Genomic DNA, 16493 nt, shown 5'->3' with positions numbered 1-16493 from the left:
TGTTAATGGCCAAACAGACGGCCCAGTATGGTGCGCATTATGCCTGTTTTTGGCAAGGTGCCGTTAAGATCGTCCAGCCGCTGCTGGATCCGGCCAAACAGGGTATCGGCCATGTCCGGCTCGCCAGCCACGCAGCCCGTCAGCATCTCGATGGCCTCTTCCACATGATCTACCGGGTGAATATGGAACAGGCCCTGCTCGACGGCGGCGATCACCTCATCGGAGAGGTTGAGCTGCTGAGCATTGGTGCCCGGCAGCAAGATCCCCTGTTTACCATTGAGACCGTGGATCTGGCATACCCGGAAGAAGCCTTCAATCTTCTCGTTGACCCCGCCGACCGCCTGCACATTACCAAACTGATCGACGGCGCCGGTGACGGCGAAGTGCTGATAGATGGGTTGACGGGCGAGGGCGGAGAGCAGGGCACAGAGCCCGGTCAGGGAGGCGCTGTCGCCGTCAATCTCATGATAAGACTGCTCGAACACCAGATTGGCTGACAGCGGGGAGGGGTTTTCGGCACCAAACTTGTTGGAGAGGTAGCCGTGAATGATCATCATCGCCTTGGCGTGGATATGGCCAGCCAGCTCCGCCTTGCGTTCGATATCCGCCACATCGCCATCCCCCAGGTGAACGGTGGCGGTGAGGCGCACCGGTTCGCCAAAATCATAGGGGTGGCCGGCGACCTGAATGACGGAGAGGCCATTGATCTGGCCAATCTCTTCCCCTTCGGTCTGCAACAGGATCTGGCCATCGATGACCCCCTGATCGGACTGTTCGACCAGATAGTTGAGGCGATAATCCTGCTCGGCCAGGGCGTGCACAATATGGTCATGGTCGATGATCTGGGCCTCGAACTCCCGGGCCAGGCTGTCGGCCAGACGCATCAGGGCCGTGAGCTGTACCTCTGAGAGAGAGAGCCACTCCTGATGGTCGCAGAGTCGGCTGGCATGGCGACAGAGTGCGGCCTGGGCTGCCGGGGTAAAGTCGAGCAGCGACCAGCGTTGCCGGATCCAGGCCAGATAGCCGAGAAAGTCGGGCAGTTCATCGTCGATTTCGACCTCGGAAACCAAGTCTGCCCGCAGGAAGATCCGCTCGGACATGTCTCTGTCCAGCATCTGGAACTCGGCCACTTCGAGCCTGTCGCCCACCAGGATCAGCTTGAGCCGAATGGGGGTGGCCTCAGGGGTAAAGAAAGGCGTCAGCGTCTTGCCTTCCTGATAGGCATTCCAGTCCAGCTCGCCCTTGAAGATGGCATTCTTGAGCTTGAACCAGAGATGGGGCTGATCGAGCAGCTCATCGAGTTGCAAGATGAGATAGCCACCATTGGCTTCACGCATCAGACCCGGCTCCAGCAGGTGCTGGTTGGCATAGACAGAGCCTTGCTCAGTCTGATAGTTGATGGAGCCAAACAGCGTGTCCCAGTTGAGATCGCGGCCATAGACCACGGGGGCTTGCTGCTCGTCGTGATGGATAAGCAGGTTGATGAGTACAGGGTGCTGAAATTCGAGGCCGAGGGCGACATGCGCCGCCAAGTCCGAGAGAAAATCGGCTATCTTGGGGTCATTTTTCTGCTTGCGCATGATGCGAGTGACGAGGCGCTCGGCATCCAGATGATGGCCCATCAACTTGAGCAGTTCGCCAACCATTTCGCAAAACTCGACCCCGGAGCCAGGTTGTAGGCGCAGCCAGATAGGCTTGTACGGGTTGTTGAGATTCTCGGTGTAGCAGAGGTCAAACAGATCGCCATCCTTGCCATGGGTATCGGCAATCAGGATGCGGCACACTTGCTCGTAATCTGCGCCGGGGAAGCCGTTGATCAGCATCACCGGGCAATCGCCATCGAAACTGGCCAGGCGTTTGATGGCGGAGATGGCTCTGGGTTGCAAGGCGGCGAAGGGAATGGGTTCAAGTTCGCTCAAGGGAACAAAACGGTCAATCGCAAAAGCGGGTTTCAGTTGTTCTGATTTTAATTCAGCCACTTAAGACATCCGGTCGGAGAGAGGAAGCAATTGTTGCCATTATACACAGTTCAGATATACGTAACAGGAAATGGAATATGTGATTTAACATAATATACATTATGCGCAGTTAGGTTAGGCCCGTTCAGGGGGGCTGCAAACACAGCTATGGCAAGGGCTACCGCTGTGCCTGTTCCCTTTGTGTACTTTGCCAGGATGTCGTACCAAGCCTGTTTGAGTTCGGGATCGGTGGCTCTAACAGCGGCAAGACTTAACAGCACCTCTTGCACGTCGAGGCCGATTTCCTTGGCAATCTTTTTTGCAGTGGCATCAGTGAGTTGCACCTTGCCAGTCGTCAGACTTGAGATGTGCGACTTGGTAAAACCTAGCTCTGCGGCGACTTCCTGATATTGGTTGAGCTTTTTGGCCCTCATGTAGGCCTGAATCAGTGCTTTTGAGTCCATTTGACTGCCTCCTCACTTTTTCTCGTGGGCATATAACACACCGAATAGCACTAAAAGTCACCCGTTGTTAGTTAGATATAGTTCTGATTCAATTCAGTCAATTCATAATAAATCTGACTTACACATGACCCACTCTAGCCCACAACACAGCGATCTGCCTGCACTCAATGAGCGCAAGGTCTATTGGCAGGATGAGCCAACCGGCGACATTTCCGCATGTGTGGCGGGCCAGGTCGAGATGTTCCGCGATCTGCATGAGATGCGCATCTATCTGTCAATGACGTACCCCGATACCGCCTTTGAGCTGGTTGAGGTGACTGAGGACACATGGCAAGACTTCTATGATCAGGGAGTGTTTTTCGATGACTGGTCATAAATCGGTAATGCCGATAAATGGGGTTATCGGCAACAAGACCCTGATCGACTATCTGTCCTTTACCTGGGCACCAGATGAATTGCGCCGGATGACCGACCTTGCCAAGCAAGGTGCGCTGCTCAAGGCGATCCCTCGCTTCGAGACGAACAACAAGACTATCCAGGCGGCGTTCTCTGCCAAGCCGGTTGAGGGCCTGCGCTATCTGTGGAAGCGTCCGGCAGGGTTCAATCCCCTCACCCACTTTGACAAGGTCACCGCCCGACTCTGCGAAAAGGTCGCGGCTATGCCACAACCTATCAAGGCCCCCTCCCCTGTGTGCACGCCGTCCATGACACAGATGATGGAAACGGCGCTTAGCTCCGGTTACACCTCCCGGGCTGACATGCGCAAGGAACTCAAAGCGGTCTGCTCTGCCCTGCTCAACTTCTCCGAGTTTGAGGTGGTGCCAGGTGCCAAGTATTGGGAAGCCTACAACGACATGATCGACAGCTACGGCGTCCAGTTCCTGGATGCGCTCTGCTGCGCTGAGTTAGAGCTGTGGCTGCATGAGCTGAATCAGAAGATCGGCGTCCCTATCCCTGCGCCTCGTTTCACCATGCGCGCTCGTCGCTCTGGTCTGCACGGCTATTCCCATTCCGCAGACTTGCTGTGTGATGGCCTCCCCTGTGGTCTGCTCGCCTGGGGTGCGGCAAACCATGGTTGCATGGTCAGTTTCTCTGGGGTGGGTTGTGCGGCCTTGGATTTCCAAGCTCTGCACAATGTTATCTCTCACGTTCCTGGGGTGCGCATCACTCGGGTGGATCTGGCCCTGGATGATTACAGCGGCGAACACATCACTTACCAGGGCGCGATTGCGGGCGCTGAGGCTGGCGAGTTCCATCCGCAGCGGGGCCGAGCGCCGTCCTGGATGAAGATAGAATCCGGTGAGTTCGTCATTGCTGAGATTGCCAAGGGTATCGCCAAGCGGTTTGGCATGGTGCCCAGCAAGGGGTGCAGCTTATATGTGGGTAGCCGCATCAATGGCAAGTGCTGCCGCATATATGAGAAGGGTAAACAGATGCAATCAGCCGAGCACCCGCACTGGGTTCGCGCTGAGGGCGAATTACACAATAAAGACCGTGTTATCCCGCTCGATGTCCTGGTAAACCCAGACCCCTATTTTGCGGGCATGTATCCGCAGTTTGCTAAATGGCTGGCCGTTGTCCAGGAAGGGGATATAACGCCCGTCCGTGTGACCACATTTAAAAATAAGTTCAAAACGTCCAGGGATAACGCCGTTTTTAATATGTCCAAGATGGCGGGTCGCCTTGTCAATTGGTTAGCAAGTGTTGAGGGGCTGTCCCCTGAGAAGATTGTTAACCAATTAACAGCGCATTTAGGGAAAGATGATATTCCTGCGCGGTTATCAATGCCGCTCCCTCCCGATTTGGACGAGTTGCCACTATTTTCGACCTAAATAAGGTTCTTCAACGAGGTAATAACATGTCTATTCTGTCCGGTGTTCTGGTCACTCGCGTGACTCACGGTTATGGCGTTTCCCGTAAATCTGGCTCGCCTGTTCCTTATGACTTTGCCCAGGTCGAATATCTGGCTCCGGCAAATAACGTCAGCAAGCCTGAGTGTAATATCACCTCCTGGGGTTATGAGGTTCGCCAGTTGGCCCTGCGCAATGATGCCGCCACCATTAAGGAGCTGTCTGACTGCCCTAAATTGGTTGCCGTGGATCTTGTCCTGGAAGCCGACCCCAGCAATCCGACCCGCAACGTGGTCGTGGCGTACCAAGCCAGCAAGAAGCCCCTTTAACCCCTCCGCGCTCAAGGAGGAGGAGCGAGGGCGCGCAGCGACCGACGACGGGAGCGTGATATCATGCTCTGTTTAGAAATAACCGTTGAGGGATATACCAAACTCGCTCAACCGGATAGTTGTCAATATGTGCTTCTGACGCTCCAGGAACACACCAAATTAACGGATATATCCAATTGGTTTCAGTTTGATATATCCGATGTAAGCCTTGCCTTTGGTTCTGGAATTATTATCTGGGCTTTAGGTTTAAAACTGGGCGCTATTGCCCGTGTCATCGTAGGTGCAAAAAGAGGATAGTTGCATGAATAAGATCAATACCCTGTTCCGTAATGGCTGCATCGTTGTAGCTGGTTCTGTGTCAGCGTCTGCGTTCGCAGAGGGTACGAATGCGGATGCCGCCAAAGCGGCGCTGGAATCTGCCAAGGCCGATGTGGATGCCACCTCTCCCCTGGTGCTGATGGTTGTCGCCGGGATCGTCGGTGTCGGTGTGCTGATCAGCCTGTTCCGCAAGGTGTGACCAATGTCCCTGCTCATTGGGACACTCTGGTTTCTGTTCTTTGTCGAGGGCTATCGATCATCGTTCTCGATATGACACAAGGCGGCTTCGGTCGCCTTTTTTAATGGGGGTCGTGTGAGAGTCCTTTATTTGCTGTTCCTGGTGCCGCTGGGGGCGTTTGCGAGCTGTCCGGCTGGCCTCCATTTGCAAAATGTGCCGATAGGTACGGCATTGCCTTATTGCGTTAAATGGGAGTCTTCTACCCTGGGAGGCTGTGAGGTTGCGTGCCCTGATGTCTGTGTTGAGACTCCTGCGACGGGTACGATGGGGCCTATATATTCGAGTGGCGTTGAATGCTCTGTGGGCGGTGACGGTGACGGTGACGGAGATACTGGGGGCAGTCCTGGCGGGGATGGTAGTCTTCCTGGTGATGCCGGTAATATTGCTGGTTGGCAGTATTTTAATCATTATGGTTATCAGACGGTCGGTTATACCCTTTCAAAGATTAACACTAATTTAGGTAAGCAGTATGCGGGTGTTAATTCTATGCTTTCTGGTTTGAAGGATTATTCCAATCATATTGCTGACAGTACATTTAAGACGCAACTAGAATTGTCTGTCGTTAATGATAGACTTAATGAGGTGCTGCCTTATATAAAGGAAACATCCGGTCGAATTGAAGGAACTAATCTTTATTTATCTCGTATTGAACCTCAGTTAGAAATTGCGAATGTACATTTAAAGAAATTGGCTGACGCGGCGGATTCGACGGGCTCTGGTGATGGCGATCTGAGTAAACCCTATTGGGATTCAAAGTTGGGTGAAATGTTTGGCCGTATGGATAGAGATTACTTTGGTGGCATTCAAAATATTGACCGTTCTACAAGTAATTCCGCTCAAAATTTAGCTGCAATAACTTCTCAGCTTGGCACTAATGGCGTTAATGGTCATTTAATGGATATTAAAAACATCCTTGAATCTGGTTCTTCTGGTGGCAGTGGAACGGGTCAAGGGAATGATATTGACTATTCAAAGATGCCAGGTTCAAGTAATAACCCATTGGAAGTGGCTAAGTCAGAATATCAATCTACTTGCCAGGGAACTAACTGCTATTTCGATATTGCTGCTGTTGAGAAGGAATATAAAGACAAGCAAGCAGAGCTTACCGATAAGTACAAGGAAATAAAGGAAGACGCAACCAAGGTATTCGATTACTCCCTCTCTGGCACCGCAGAGGTTCCTAAGTGTTTTGAACTGTACTCTTTCAATGGTCAGACGTATTCCATTTGCCCTGATGCGTCTGGTTATTGGGGAACGCTCGCCGCCTTGCTTTTGTTTATGTTTTACATCGTCGCGCTGATGATCATTTTTAGGAGATAGTCATGGAATGGTTGGGTGAGTTTTTTAATAACTTCTTCTCAGATATATATCAGCTCTTGGTGCAGTTTGCCGCTTGGTTTGCCGTTAAGATGGCTGTTTCATGGCTTGAGTTTAAGCTGTTCATGCTCTCTTTTTCTTGGGACATTGCCAGGGAAATCCTGATTAACATCCAATTCAGTGAATTTATATCAAGCGCATTCAATTCCCTGCCACCCATGATGAAGGGGATTTTATTATATGTGCAATTGGATAAGGGGTTGGCGATTATGACCCAGGCTTTCGTTACCCGCTTTCTGCTTAATATGATGGGGTGGTGATGTATGTCTATCAAGATCCACCACGGGGCACCTGGGTCGTATAAGTCCTCAGGCGCGATCCATACCGATGTGATCCCTGCCATCAAGGAAGGCCGCTACATCATCACCAACGTGCGTGGCTTCACTGCTGAACGTTGCCGAGAGGTGCTAGGTAAGGCCGTGCCTGATGGCTTTGAGGTGCTTTACGTCGAGACGGAATCCCAGACGGGCCGTGATCATTTGGCCCGCTTCTATCACTGGGCACCTAAAGGGGCATTCTTCCTGGTCGATGAGGTGCAACGGGTATTTCCGCCTTCCTGGCGGCAGACCGATTTAGACCGGCTTGATTATCCAGGCGGCACTATTGCGGCTCAAGCTGATGGCAGACCGGAAACAATCGACGTGGCCTTTGATATGCACCGTCATCATAACTGGGACTTTGTATTAACGACCCCGAACATCAAAAAGGTTCACCAGGTAATCCGGGCCGCTGCCGAAACGGCCATTCGTCATACCAATATGGGGCTACTGGGTATTGGTGGCCGTTATAAGACCGTTCTTCACCTTGCTGATAACTCCGGCTCTAGTGCTAATGACGTTCTCCAGGCAAAACCCTTTAATAAGGTGCCCAAACATGTTTTCAAACTTTATGACTCGACTACAACCGGTAAGGTCTCGGATACAATCGCGGGTAGCTCGCTGTTTCGAGATCCTAAAATTCTATTTTTTCTGGCGATTATGGGAGGCTGTTTCTTCTTTGGCTTCATCAAGCCTCGCTATATTGACCCTCCTCGCAATGCCCCTCAAACCGCTTCTCCCGCTGTTTCGGCTTCTGCTGCGGTGGGTGATCAGGCCAATCCTGATGTACGTCCTAGCGGCGTTCCTGTTGCGTCTGGTGGTGGGGTTCTTTCTGTAGGGCCGTTTGCTGGGTATCGGTTGATTATCAACTGCCATGTTCTGACCAAGAGTGATCGAGAGGTCTATAACGTCGAGTATTGCTTTGCCCTGCGCAAGGGGGATGACGAGCAAGCCATCTATGCCGAGGAGTGGCCGCAATACTTTGTCGATTTGAAGCCTATGACGGCTTGTCATGCCGTTATTCAGTACCAGGGACAACCAGTGGATGTGTATTGCGACCCTGACGGCGATGCACTGCGTAAGCGGGTCAATGCTGCCCTCTTCGCCGGCGGCAAAAATAATGAGGCTCCTAGCGATGACCGGACATAACAATAATGATGCCCGGACATAAATTCGGTGACTGCGATATGGTATTTCTTATGTTAAATGGCGATCCCTATTAGGGGTTGTAGGGGGTATTTCTTGTTTATCTTCTTCGTTATTTGCCTCGATATTGCCATCCTGGTAGCCCTTGCGAGCAACCCCAGCTATTCAGCCGAGGTTCGTTGGGCCTGTGTTGCCCTGGTGGCACTGTTTTCGCTGCCTCCCCTACTCTGGCTCTTTGCGAGCTATGGCATCGAGCTGGAGACAAAGTGGCAATGCCGCTGCCGGGCAAAACGTCGCGCTCGCGCTGCTGCCGCTCGCCTCATGAATGGCCGCTGACTTCCAGGGGGCTTGAACGCCTATAAGCTGCCGCAGCCCATCAGCATATGGTGAGCTGCGCGAACCATGATAAACGCCCTGCCGCAGGGCGCTTGCGTCCCGAGGACCTATGCCCCCAGGTGTCCGCCTCCCTGGGGTGATTCACGACATTGAGCATCCCCGCTGCAATACCCCCTTCCCTGCAAAACCGGCTCTTGAGGCGTTCCGGTTCTGAGGGAGTAAAGCGCTTCTAGCGGGACAACGTTTGAAGAGGGGAGCTTGATCTTGATCACGATCGATAATTAATGAAATTGCGATTATGCTGTGTGCGCCACTAGGTAGATAAGGTAGTTATTTTATGTTAAAGAAATCCCTTATATCCATATCATTTCTCTCTCTCATCGTAAGCAATATTCTTCTCATTACTAATTCAACTTATCATTCACTGTCTTCTGAACTGTTAGGGAAATTACCGTTTCAGGACTTACTTTCGAATAGCCCTAGTAGCAATCTAAAATCGTTAGAAGCAAAAAACAAAATCCTTCTTGATAAAAATAAAAAGTTAAATATTTACAACAAGAACGTTAAGATTCGGGCTGCGAAAATAACAAAGATATCGAGAAGGATAGCTATTAGAACAGCCAGAAATATTTCTGTCGATCTAGGGGGATTGGTGGCTGAATCTACACCTTATATCGGTATTGGGTTTATCGTAATGAGTACAGCTCTTGATGTAAAAGATGGTTGCGACACCATCAAAGATGTTAATGAAATCATTGATGGCTTCGATGAAGAGGGAGGTCATGTAGATGAAAGCCAAGTGTGTGGTGTTAAAATACCAAATGCGACAGATTTGTTGCTAAAAGTAAACAATAACATTGGTGGTGCTTTAGACGAGATCCTTAATTAGACATATATCGTTTCCTTGTGCTTGGCTCGATGTTCGCCTAGCCCCCCGTGTAGTAATACGGGGGGAATTCTTTGCACAGAGCCTCCTGACCCCCAGGATCACATCTTTAGTGGTTTGTGCTGTTCTGCAGTGTACCTGGTTAGGATTTATCAAAACTTTCTGCTGACCAAGGAGGTACTGCCCACTACCTGCGCTGTTCTCACTTAAGGGGTTGATTCTCGGATGGAAACCCCAATATCTGTCAGATCAACTACAACCACACTAAGACAGAGATGAGGGAATTGGGATGAGTAACAATAATGAGCAAGGTTACAAGCAGATCATGCCTGCAGATGGCTGGCATTTTAGACATGAAACTGCACAGCAGAATGGTGACTTTGTTATGTATCGTTTAGCCGCGTGGGCCTTGACTCATGACGGTAATGTAATCGGTCTTGTAGCTGCCAATTTTCAAGATCAACAGCCTCAGCGTCTCTTCAGTGTGCCGCCTGTACCTGGTGTCTATAAGCATGCTGATGAGCTGACTAAGTACGAGAAACAGTACCTGCTACGACATCAAGTTACCGCTGTGTCTGTTGAGTGACCTATAAATGAGGGGGCTTTAGCCCCCTCCCCTGTCTAGTTGATGCCTAGCTTCTTCCGCCAGTAGAAGGCTTCCTTCTGCTTCTCAGATAGGTCAGCCTGGATGATGGCCATCGCCTCGATCCTTCTTCTATCGAACATCACGCCATTAGGTGCGACAAGATGTACAGATCTAGTTCTCACCTGACACCGGCCTCAAACCGGTGTCTTGTTTACGCTACGTTATCGCGTACTTCCTTCGGTATCAATTTCAGTCCCTTCTTGAACATGCTGTAGGGCGTCTGCCCTTCCATCATTCGGCCCTGATGAGGCCGCTTGGTGTTGTACTGCTCCAGATAGCTATCCAGGTCTGTCTGCATCTGCCCCACCGACTCATACCAGGTCGTCCTCCCCTTGATACGGAAATGTTCATCCAACAGTGTCCGGTGCAGCCGCTCGATAAAGCCGTTGCTCTGCGGCCTGCGTACTTTGGTGGTCCGGTGTTCAATCCCCTCCAGTTGCAGAAACAGCTCGTAGGGATGATGGTCAGGGCGCCCGCAGAACTCGCGCCCGTTGTCCGACAGGATGGTATAGACCCGTGCCTCATGGGCTTCGAAGAACGGCAGTACCGTTTCATTGAGCACATGAACCGAGGTCACCGGCAGCTTGCTGGTGTAGAGCCGTCCCCAGGCGTGGCGGCTGTAGCAGTCCAGCACGGTTTGCAGATACACCTTGCCAACCCCCTTGAGCGCGCCGACGAAGAAGGTGTCGACCGCCACCAACTCCCCGGTGTAGTGGACCTCTATCTGACGCTCGCGAAACTCGGGGCTGAAACGCTCGAGCAGGCGAATTTGCTCGTCATTGAGCTCAATCGTCTGTTCCCGATGGGTTTTCTCGAGACGCAACAAACGGTCATGTTTGGAGAGCAAATCGTGACGCTGCCATACGCCACGCACACCGCCCGCACTGACATTGATGCCTTGCAGGGCGAGCTCCTGCGCGACCCGAAGCGGGCCGTAAGTAGGGTTCGTTAGCGAGTAGTCGAGGATGGCTTGTTCAATCTCGGGAGCGACCCGGTTGGGATGAGCCCCTTTGCAGCCGGGTAACTTATCGAGCAACCCCTCGGCGCCATAGGTCTGGTAATTACGGCGGATCTCGTAGAACTGCTGGCGGCTGTAGCCGATGAGCTTGCAGGCTTTACTGACGTTATTGAGCTCTTTGGCGAGCTCTAGCAGGCTGAGTTTACGGCGTGCTACTTTCTCGTTGGTGGTCATACGGTGACTCCAGATAACACGGTAGGGGTACCGTTTTGTTATCCGGTTTGAAGCCGTATGACCACTCCCTTTTGTGGGCAACTGTCAGGTGAATACCATCTCCATACAGACAAGACAGTCATTCTTCATCCGCCAGCCTTGCCAGTCCTTGCAGATTGTCGGCAGTTCTCGTCCAGATGCCATGCGCATTAGCCGTCGATAGACAGGTGGGATCTCTTTACCCTTATCCCAATATGTGACCTGCCTCACAGAAACGAAACATAGATTTGCCACCTCTTCCGCGGATAAACCGCATTCAAACCAGCGAAAAATGAAGTTTTTGGTCAACTCTCGTTCCATCCAACTAAATACCTGATAAACCAGCAAAATTGCGTGGGCTGGCTTATCGGCAGGTTTCAGATGGGCATTTAACAAAACCGAGCATTATGCGCAGTCAGTGTTAGGGGCAGAACAAAGGGGCCGGAAGCTCCTAGGTTGGCTAGATGGTTGTTCAAAGTTGTTTGGATTGAATAGCTGAGCTGTATTTTCGGTCATCACGGTCTTTCATTGTAGCTATGAGTTCGAATCTTCGGCCCTCAGCACATGCTTTCACCTGGTGATCGATAACAGTGAGTTCGAGGCTCGTTCCATCAAGATCATGAGTTGCTGTCACGCAGCAGCGGTCCTTTTCTGCCTCCTTAAAAAACCGAATCAGCGTGTCTTGAAGCTCTGCAGGAGCAATGATCTTCAATGTAAAGAGACCTAATGACGGGTATTTCGGAAGAATGCTGAAGTTCTGGCACGTATCACCAAAAGGAACGTCTAGCGTGTCACCATATTGGCTGTTATAGGAACGGGTCATGGCTGAATCCTTGGGGTAAGTGAACATTGGTTAATCGAGCACGGGTTTGCTACATCAGAGAGCAAGCACTTGATGAGCTTCTCTACTTATACATCTGCAACCTGAATAAGTAACTGAATTTAAAAGACTTATTATTTTCCCTAGATGACAAAAAAGGGCCTTATAGGCCCCCTTGATCTTTAACGCCGATAACTGGATTTATCGGAATCAACGCTTGTGGCAGGCCGGTGAGCAGTACTTACACCCGTCTACATTCGTGTAGAACAGGCGAGCCTTGGCTACCGCTTCAGTACATGTGGAATAGGCTCCCACGAGCTGCTTGCTTTTAATGCTGGAGAAATAAGCGCACTCATCATGGTGAACTTCATGTTCGCCGGTTGGCTGAGCGGTGTTGTTGACGTAGTAGTTTCTGTAAATAGCCATGGATTAGATACCCCTAAAATGAGCGATATGCTCCCTACGGAGCTTGGGGCTACTGCTCAAAACACAAGCCACTGATGATAGTTTTTTCAACAAGTTAGAGATAACACCCCTGCCCCGTGGCTGAGTTGAGCATGTGAGGATTGAATTCCCCCCGTATTACTACCTGGGGGGCTAAGACCTGTGAGGCGCTGTGGCGCTACCCCTTCCCCAGTCATCGAAACCCTTGAGCCTATTTTTCAGGGTAAAGGATGGAGGTGGCTACTCTTCCCTGCCACGGCTCGTCTAAACCGAATACCGCTCAGCCGGACATCTCTGTTCGCCCTACCCATCTCATCATCTGCACTCATGGCATCATGCTCTGCAGTATCCATTGCTTGAAATGGTTATCTCTCACGGCTGTGTGCATCCCTACTTGTCACCTTGCAGGCGGTCGAGCTGCTTGCTCACCGCGCTCTCATGGCGCTCACTGTTGGCGGTATGCAAATATTTGGAGGTGGTATCTATGCTGTCGTGGCCCGCGTCGGCTTGCACATGGGAGAGAGGCCGTCCATTGAGATTGATGTCATGGGTGATGCCGGTATGGCGAATGGAGTGCGCGGTCAGTACGCGCATTTCGGCGCTATCTTGGGCAAACCCATCATTTTCGGCCAAGTCGGCCGCCGCGCCTATGAGTGCATCGACCAGATCGCGCAGCTGGCGAATGCCGAGGTTGGCATTGAGCTCGCCCTGTTCGCGGCCATGGGCGGCGGCCTTGTGGCGCACAAAGAGCGGTATCTGCTCGTCGGGAGTGGGCAGAGGGCTCAGGCCCAGGAAGCGCCGATAGCGAGTCAGAGCCTCAAGCAGTGCCTGGGAGACGGCCACGGTGCGCCGTTTTCCACCCTTGCTGCGGGGAATAAAGTAACCCCAGACCCCCGTCTTGGTATCCCGTCGAAACTGGCTCATGACCGGGGTGAAGCCGGGCCGGGCCGCGACTTCAGAAATTCGCAGATAGCAGGCATACATCAGGCAGATCAGAAAGCGGGTCCGTTCGTGTTGATCGGGCTGCTCTTGGGCCAATTTATCGACGGCCTGCATCACATAGGACCATTGCAACTCGCTGAATGCCTGAGCCTGCTCGCCAGCATCGCAGGATGTGGGACGCTTGACCCGCTGCAGCAGCAGGGCCGGATTTCTCTCCATGTACTCCTCCTGGATGAGGAACTGGAAGAAGGCCGACAGGATGGCGAGTTTGGTCTTCATGGCCTGCTCGCTCAGGCGGTAAGGCAACTCGCGGCCCAGTTCACGTTTACCGAGAAAGGGGCGCCATTGAGGATTGGGCAACCGCTCCCCCCACTCCTTGTCGCTGACAAACTGCGCCACATTGCGATAGGCGATCAGGGCTTGGGGCGGCGCCTGACAGTAGTCGAGATAGCGCATCATGATGCGGCGGGTCAGATCCTTCGGACTGACGGCAAGCTCGCTGAAGCACCAGTGCAGGAAGGTGGTGAGCTCGCTGCGATAGGTCTTGTAGTTGTTTTCACTGTGACGCTGTTCGAGCAGCCAGTCGACGGCAAGCTCGTAGACGAGGCCCGCATCTGGCATCTGGTTGAGACTGAGCTGAGCCAGGTGGAGATTTACCTGGGCATTACCCGCCTCCAGATAGGCGAGCCCGTCGAACAGGGGCATGGCGGGTGGGAGTGGGATCGGTATCTGCATGTCTTTGCCTGAATGAAGCGGAAATACAACCAACCCTCGCTGAACAGCCGCTTCTGCGAAGCAGACTGCCACTGATATGCAACTTGGTGATTATAAATGCGCCTTGGTTAGAAAATTCTCGGGGTAAATAGTTTTAAAAATGATGATAAATGCAATGGTGTGCATATTCACGGTTGCGAATGGGCGGACTGGCTGCCACAGGACGGCCGCGTGCTGATCGTCATGGGTGAGCGGCCTGGTTCGGCGGCATGAGGGAGGACACTCCCGTCCTGGCCGAAGGGTGGCTCAGTGTTTACTGCTCGCCACCGGTGACTTTCCCGCCGGTTGGCTACTGGGTGTGACATGGCAGCGAGTCAAATGAGTGAGTCATTAAGCGGCAGGGGCGTTAAGCAAAAGAGAGAGGAAGCGGGCCGCTTCTCGAGCGGGTAGCGGGGGACAAGATGAGCATCCCCCTCCCCCCATCCTGTCAGGCGACGCTCTTGAGCGGCTTCTCCTTGCTCTTCTCCTCTTTCGCCACGACTGGCTGGGCCTTGCCGCCGCGCAATATGTTCTGCAGCAGGTCACGCTGTTCGGCCAGGTAGAAAGCCAGACTCTCCTGCTGGGCGGTATCGAGTGCAATCGGTGCGTCCCCCAGCAGTGACATCAGCTCGTCCGCGGTATCGAGCAGCTTGTCATAGGCATCGGCCTCCTTCTTGCTGGCAAAGGTCATCTTCTCTACTCCCCCACGTGTGACAACGTATTTGATCTCAACGGCCATGGTCTTCTCCTCATCGATGGTAGGGAAAGTATATGTATGAATATACAGTGGTGCAACATGACTTTCCAAAAGCGCCTTCATTGAGTCAATGGGGGGAAAGCCTGGATTCAAAAACCCCTCTCCTGCACCGGTTCAGCCGACGTAAAGCGTCAACGGCATCTGTCCACCATCTGTCCACCAGCAAGGAGAGGTGAACCGCAGCGTCATGGGGTTGGCCATGGGCGCCAGCTCAACATTATTGGGACTGGCACGGAGCTCTCGGCCGAAGGGATGGGCTGGCTATCATGGCTCCTTTCCTGTGTTGGCTTCGATTATCTGCGGAGTCCTGTGGGCTGACCTTGATGGTACTTTCGTGGCACTGATGTGACAGGCAAGACAGCAACCCGGTTTTAGGGTAAATTTCACCAACTCCTTCAACAGGTTAAAACGTATGTCGGATCCCAATAACCTGATCGTCTGTCCGGCCTGTGACTTGCTGATCGAACGTAAGTTATTGCCGCTGCGCCGTCACGCCCATTGCCCCCGTTGCCATCAGCATCTGTATGGTCGCTATGCGTTTCGTCCCTCCCAGTTGATGGCGCTTAGCATCACAGGGTTGCTGCTGCTGCCCTCGGCATTTTTCGAACCCCTGCTCTATTTGCGACTCGCTGGCGAAAACTCCCAGGCGACCCTGCTGCGGGGCATTCATATGCTCTGGCAGGCCAATGAGTATCTGGTTGCATCCCTGGTGTTCTGGTGCGCTGTGCTGGCGCCGACCGGGCTGCTGGTCGGCATCTTTGCCCTCGCCTCCGGGCTGGCCACACGGCTTGGCACCATTTCCCCGACCCTCAAAGCGGTGGCGGTGTTTCGTCACTGGGCCATGCTGGAGGTCTATCTGGTCAGCCTGTTGGTGGCGCTGTTCAAGCTGATCGACATCGCGGATGTGCGCCTGGGCGGTGGCCTGCTCAGCCTGTTTATCCTGATGTTGCTCAACATGACGCTGCTGATCCTGTTCAATCCCGCCCCTTACTGGGAAAAAGTCGAGCTCGATAAGCCCCGCACTGAGGTCAAGCATGATGGGGAGCCTTGAATTCGTGGGCATGCCTGCCAGGCAGTTTTGTGCCGAGGGGGAGCGATGACCAGCGCCCGTGAACTCGGCATGTGCCGCTGCCACCACTGCGGACTGCTGGTGCGCTTCGAGGCGGGTCATCTCTGCCCCCGTTGCCACAGTGCCCTGCATGTGCGCACCCCATACTCCCTGCTCTGGTCATGGGGATTGCTGGCCTTGGCGACCTTTATGCTGTTGCCGGCCAACCTCCTGCCCATTACCCACTTCTACAATAAGGGGTTATTGCAATCGGACACCATTTTCAGCGGTATCATGGCCCTCTATCGCAGTAAGATGTCCGGCATCGCCACCATAGTGCTCACCGCCAGCATCATCGTGCCCATCATGAAGATCCTGGGGCTGGGCTGGATCTGCTGGCAGTTGCAGCGCAAGAAACCGGTGCGCCGTCGTCGTCAGTTGGTGATGTATCGCATCATCGATTTCATTGGCCGCTGGTCCATGTTGGACTTGTTTGTCATCTCGCTCATGGTTGCCCTGGTCGATCGCGGCGTGCTGCTCAATGTGCGGGCAGGCCCGGGGGCCACCGCCTTTGCCTGTGTTGTCTTGCTCACCATGTTGTCGGCCCGCATGCTGGATACCCGGCTGCTGTGGGACAAGGCGGCGCGTTGATGG

The 16493-nt window shown here is 52.9% G+C and carries 19 protein-coding genes; 13 read left to right on the top strand and 6 right to left on the bottom strand.

What is annotated here, in order from left to right; translation table 11 throughout:
* Nucleotides 1-2: 2 nt before the first annotated feature.
* Together M2367_RS06260 and M2367_RS06255 are read right to left on the bottom strand one after the other, a co-directional pair.
* Nucleotides 3-1979, bottom strand: coding sequence for a Lon protease family protein (locus M2367_RS06260; RefSeq protein ID WP_042042464.1), 1977 nt, complete (start codon nt 1977-1979; stop codon nt 3-5).
* A 50-nt stretch (nt 1980-2029) separates the two neighbouring features.
* Nucleotides 2030-2422 (bottom strand): helix-turn-helix domain-containing protein, encoded by a 393-nt coding sequence (locus M2367_RS06255; protein ID WP_259236155.1) that lies wholly within the window; start codon nt 2420-2422, stop codon nt 2030-2032.
* A 124-nt stretch (nt 2423-2546) separates the two neighbouring features.
* Between M2367_RS06255 and M2367_RS06250 the strand changes: the two genes are divergently transcribed.
* The 11 genes from M2367_RS06250 to M2367_RS06200 all read left to right on the top strand — a co-directional run bounded on the left by M2367_RS06250 (nt 2547) and on the right by M2367_RS06200 (nt 9805).
* Entirely contained in the window at nt 2547-2798 is a 252-nt protein-coding gene (locus tag M2367_RS06250; RefSeq protein WP_259236154.1) for a hypothetical protein, read from the top strand.
* Nucleotides 2785-4254, top strand: coding sequence for a replication initiation factor domain-containing protein (locus tag M2367_RS06245; RefSeq protein ID WP_259236153.1), 1470 nt, complete (start codon nt 2785-2787; stop codon nt 4252-4254). Before M2367_RS06250 ends, M2367_RS06245 begins: the two co-directional genes overlap by 14 nt.
* A 26-nt stretch (nt 4255-4280) precedes the next feature.
* Nucleotides 4281-4601, top strand: coding sequence for a hypothetical protein (locus M2367_RS06240; protein ID WP_259236152.1), 321 nt, complete (start codon nt 4281-4283; stop codon nt 4599-4601).
* A gap of 63 nt (nt 4602-4664) precedes the next feature.
* The gene (locus M2367_RS06235; RefSeq protein ID WP_259236151.1) at nt 4665-4898 is read left to right on the top strand and encodes a hypothetical protein; all 234 of its coding nucleotides are present in this window, start codon (nt 4665-4667) and stop codon (nt 4896-4898) included.
* A gap of 4 nt (nt 4899-4902) precedes the next feature.
* The gene (locus M2367_RS06230; protein ID WP_310504052.1) at nt 4903-5118 is read left to right on the top strand and encodes a major coat protein; all 216 of its coding nucleotides are present in this window, start codon (nt 4903-4905) and stop codon (nt 5116-5118) included.
* A gap of 114 nt (nt 5119-5232) precedes the next feature.
* Nucleotides 5233-6477, top strand: a complete 1245-nt coding sequence (locus M2367_RS06225; RefSeq protein WP_259236150.1) for a hypothetical protein — start codon at nt 5233-5235, stop codon at nt 6475-6477.
* A gap of 2 nt (nt 6478-6479) precedes the next feature.
* Complete coding sequence (locus tag M2367_RS06220; RefSeq protein ID WP_259236149.1) at nt 6480-6794, top strand: DUF2523 family protein; 315 nt, start codon at nt 6480-6482, stop codon at nt 6792-6794.
* A gap of 3 nt (nt 6795-6797) precedes the next feature.
* Nucleotides 6798-8000 carry a zonular occludens toxin family protein gene (locus M2367_RS06215; protein ID WP_259236148.1) on the top strand — a complete coding sequence of 401 codons (1203 nt, stop codon included), beginning with the start codon at nt 6798-6800 and terminating at the stop codon, nt 7998-8000.
* 93 nt (nt 8001-8093) lie between these two features.
* The gene (locus M2367_RS06210; protein ID WP_259236147.1) at nt 8094-8333 is read left to right on the top strand and encodes a hypothetical protein; all 240 of its coding nucleotides are present in this window, start codon (nt 8094-8096) and stop codon (nt 8331-8333) included.
* A 337-nt stretch (nt 8334-8670) separates the two neighbouring features.
* Entirely contained in the window at nt 8671-9222 is a 552-nt protein-coding gene (locus M2367_RS06205; protein WP_259236146.1) for a hypothetical protein, read from the top strand.
* Between the two features lie 286 nt (nt 9223-9508).
* Complete coding sequence (locus M2367_RS06200; RefSeq protein WP_259236145.1) at nt 9509-9805, top strand: hypothetical protein; 297 nt, start codon at nt 9509-9511, stop codon at nt 9803-9805.
* 211 nt (nt 9806-10016) lie between these two features.
* Here M2367_RS06200 and M2367_RS06195 read toward each other — a convergent pair whose 3' ends face one another.
* The 4 genes from M2367_RS06195 to M2367_RS06180 form a co-directional block, all read right to left on the bottom strand.
* Complete coding sequence (locus tag M2367_RS06195; RefSeq protein ID WP_259236144.1) at nt 10017-11057, bottom strand: IS481 family transposase; 1041 nt, start codon at nt 11055-11057, stop codon at nt 10017-10019.
* A 490-nt stretch (nt 11058-11547) separates the two neighbouring features.
* Complete coding sequence (locus M2367_RS06190; protein ID WP_259236143.1) at nt 11548-11898, bottom strand: hypothetical protein; 351 nt, start codon at nt 11896-11898, stop codon at nt 11548-11550.
* An 831-nt stretch (nt 11899-12729) separates the two neighbouring features.
* Nucleotides 12730-13986: a site-specific integrase gene (locus M2367_RS06185; protein ID WP_259236225.1), complete on the bottom strand. Its 1257-nt coding sequence runs from the start codon at nt 13984-13986 to the stop codon at nt 12730-12732.
* A gap of 496 nt (nt 13987-14482) precedes the next feature.
* Entirely contained in the window at nt 14483-14773 is a 291-nt protein-coding gene (locus M2367_RS06180) for a YebG family protein (protein WP_224432904.1), read from the bottom strand.
* A gap of 430 nt (nt 14774-15203) precedes the next feature.
* Between M2367_RS06180 and M2367_RS06175 the strand changes: the two genes are divergently transcribed.
* Both M2367_RS06175 and M2367_RS06170 read left to right on the top strand, forming a co-directional pair.
* Nucleotides 15204-15842 (top strand): paraquat-inducible protein A, encoded by a 639-nt coding sequence (locus M2367_RS06175; protein ID WP_042042476.1) that lies wholly within the window; start codon nt 15204-15206, stop codon nt 15840-15842.
* Nucleotides 15843-15887: 45 nt separating this feature from the next.
* Nucleotides 15888-16490: a paraquat-inducible protein A gene (locus tag M2367_RS06170; protein WP_224432905.1), complete on the top strand. Its 603-nt coding sequence runs from the start codon at nt 15888-15890 to the stop codon at nt 16488-16490.
* The last annotated feature ends 3 nt before the right edge of the window (nt 16491-16493 follow it).

It is taken from the genome of Aeromonas sp. BIGb0445, assembly GCF_024809075.1.
GTDB classification, from domain to species: domain Bacteria; phylum Pseudomonadota; class Gammaproteobacteria; order Enterobacterales; family Aeromonadaceae; genus Aeromonas; species Aeromonas rivuli.
This window is presented reverse-complemented; position numbering and strand designations above follow the sequence as displayed.

Bases quoted from the DNA above. Each gene is read 5' to 3' on its own strand.
- M2367_RS06255 (WP_259236155.1), bottom strand. From the start codon at position 2,422: ATGGACTCAAAAGCACTGATTCAGGCCTACATGAGGGCCAAAAAGCTC.
- M2367_RS06250 (WP_259236154.1), top strand. From the start codon at position 2,547: ATGACCCACTCTAGCCCACAACACAGCGATCTGCCTGCACTCAATGAG.
- M2367_RS06245 (WP_259236153.1), top strand. From the start codon at position 2,785: ATGACTGGTCATAAATCGGTAATGCCGATAAATGGGGTTATCGGCAAC.
- M2367_RS06240 (WP_259236152.1), top strand. From the start codon at position 4,281: ATGTCTATTCTGTCCGGTGTTCTGGTCACTCGCGTGACTCACGGTTAT.
- M2367_RS06235 (WP_259236151.1), top strand. From the start codon at position 4,665: ATGCTCTGTTTAGAAATAACCGTTGAGGGATATACCAAACTCGCTCAA.
- M2367_RS06230 (WP_310504052.1), top strand. From the start codon at position 4,903: ATGAATAAGATCAATACCCTGTTCCGTAATGGCTGCATCGTTGTAGCT.
- M2367_RS06220 (WP_259236149.1), top strand. From the start codon at position 6,480: ATGGAATGGTTGGGTGAGTTTTTTAATAACTTCTTCTCAGATATATAT.
- M2367_RS06215 (WP_259236148.1), top strand. From the start codon at position 6,798: ATGTCTATCAAGATCCACCACGGGGCACCTGGGTCGTATAAGTCCTCA.
- M2367_RS06205 (WP_259236146.1), top strand. From the start codon at position 8,671: ATGTTAAAGAAATCCCTTATATCCATATCATTTCTCTCTCTCATCGTA.
- M2367_RS06200 (WP_259236145.1), top strand. From the start codon at position 9,509: ATGAGTAACAATAATGAGCAAGGTTACAAGCAGATCATGCCTGCAGAT.
- M2367_RS06195 (WP_259236144.1), bottom strand. From the start codon at position 11,057: ATGACCACCAACGAGAAAGTAGCACGCCGTAAACTCAGCCTGCTAGAG.
- M2367_RS06190 (WP_259236143.1), bottom strand. From the start codon at position 11,898: ATGACCCGTTCCTATAACAGCCAATATGGTGACACGCTAGACGTTCCT.
- M2367_RS06185 (WP_259236225.1), bottom strand. From the start codon at position 13,986: ATGCCCCTGTTCGACGGGCTCGCCTATCTGGAGGCGGGTAATGCCCAG.
- M2367_RS06180 (WP_224432904.1), bottom strand. From the start codon at position 14,773: ATGGCCGTTGAGATCAAATACGTTGTCACACGTGGGGGAGTAGAGAAG.
- M2367_RS06175 (WP_042042476.1), top strand. From the start codon at position 15,204: ATGTCGGATCCCAATAACCTGATCGTCTGTCCGGCCTGTGACTTGCTG.
- M2367_RS06170 (WP_224432905.1), top strand. From the start codon at position 15,888: ATGACCAGCGCCCGTGAACTCGGCATGTGCCGCTGCCACCACTGCGGA.